Raw genomic sequence first — 1,498 nt, forward strand, 5'->3', positions numbered from 1 at the left:
TGCGCAGGGTTTGCAGACCGTCGCCGAAGCGGACGGCTTCGCGGATGTGGCGTACCCAGTAGTCGGGTGTGCAGAGTTCTTCGGGGTCGGCGAGGGCACCGGTGAGGTTGGAGATCAGGGGGATGGTGGGTGGGTGGTAGGTGATCTGTTCGGCCACCTCACGGAAGGCGTCGAGTATGGGGTCCATCAGCGGGGAGTGGAAGGCGTGCGAGACGCGCAGGCGCCGGGTGTGCGCGAAATGGGCCGCGACCTGCGTGACCGCCTCCTCCGCACCGGAGATCACTACCGCGTCGGGGCCGTTGACGGCCGCGATCGCCACCCGCTCCACACCCACGAGTGCGGTTGCGACATCCTGTTCGGTGGCCCGTACCGCGACCATCGCGCCACCCGCAGGCAGCGCTCCCATCAGCTGGCCCCGGGCCACTACCAGCGCACACGCATCCGCCAGCGAGAACACTCCGGCCAGGTGTGCAGCCGCCAGTTCACCGACCGAATGTCCGGCGACAAAGTCGGGGCGTACGCCCCATGATTCCAGTAGTCGTCCCAGTGCGACTTCGAGTGCGAACAGTGCCGGCTGCGCGAACTCCGTACCCTCCAAACGCCCTTGGCCAGCGGAGTCGTCCGCCGCCCACATCACCTCCCGCAACGGCAGACCCAGCTCATCGATCACCTCGTCCAGGACGCGGGCGAACACCGGGAAGGTGGCGTACAACTCCTGTCCCATGCGCAGGCGTTGGCTGCCCTGGCCGGAGCAGAGGAATGCCAGCTTGCCTCCGGCTGCTGCTCCGCTCGGTTGTTCGCCGCGGGCTACTGCTTTCAACCCGTCCACGAGCTCGGCCCGGTCTGCGCCGATCACCACGGCCCGGTGCTCGAGTGCGGCGCGGGTGGTGGCCAGTGAGTATCCGACGTCGACCGGGTCCACGTCGTGTTCGGTGACGTGGGCCGCCAGTCGTGTGGCCTGTTCCCGTAGCGCTTGTTCGGTACGCGCCGATACCACCCACGGCACCACCGGCAGCGTCGGGCCGGACCGCTCAGCCGTCTCGGCGATCTCCGTCTCCGCAGCTTCTTCGATGATGAGGTGGGCGTTGGTGCCGCTGATGCCGAAGGAGGAGACGCCCGCCCGGCGCAGACGGTCCTCGTCGCGCTCCCAGGGCTGGGCCTGGGTGAGCAGGTGCACCGCACCCGCCGACCAGTCCACGTGTGTGGATGGCTCGTTCACGTGCAGGGTCGGGGGCAGCTGGTCGTGGTGCATGGCCATGACCATTTTGATCACACCCGCTACCCCGGCCGCCGCCTGCGTGTGCCCGATATTCGACTTTAACGAGCCCAGCCAGAGTGGCCGGTCCTCGGGCCGGTCCTGTCCGTAGGTGGCCAGCAGTGCTTGGGCTTCGATCGGGTCGCCGAGGGTGGTGCCGGTGCCGTGGGCTTCGACGGCGTCGATGTCGGGTGGGGTGAGGTGGGCGTTGGTGAGGGCTTGGTGGATGACGCGTTGTTGGGC

Annotated in this window: 1 protein-coding gene; it reads right to left on the reverse strand. The window is 68.2% G+C overall.

Features of this window, described 5'->3' with window-relative positions:
• Positions 1-1,498 (reverse strand): type I polyketide synthase (locus FGF04_RS39155; protein ID WP_149516154.1); only part of this gene is annotated, 1,498 nt, incomplete at both ends.

Source organism: Streptomyces apricus, assembly GCF_008369065.1.
In the GTDB taxonomy this organism is placed as follows: domain Bacteria; phylum Actinomycetota; class Actinomycetes; order Streptomycetales; family Streptomycetaceae; genus Streptomyces; species Streptomyces apricus.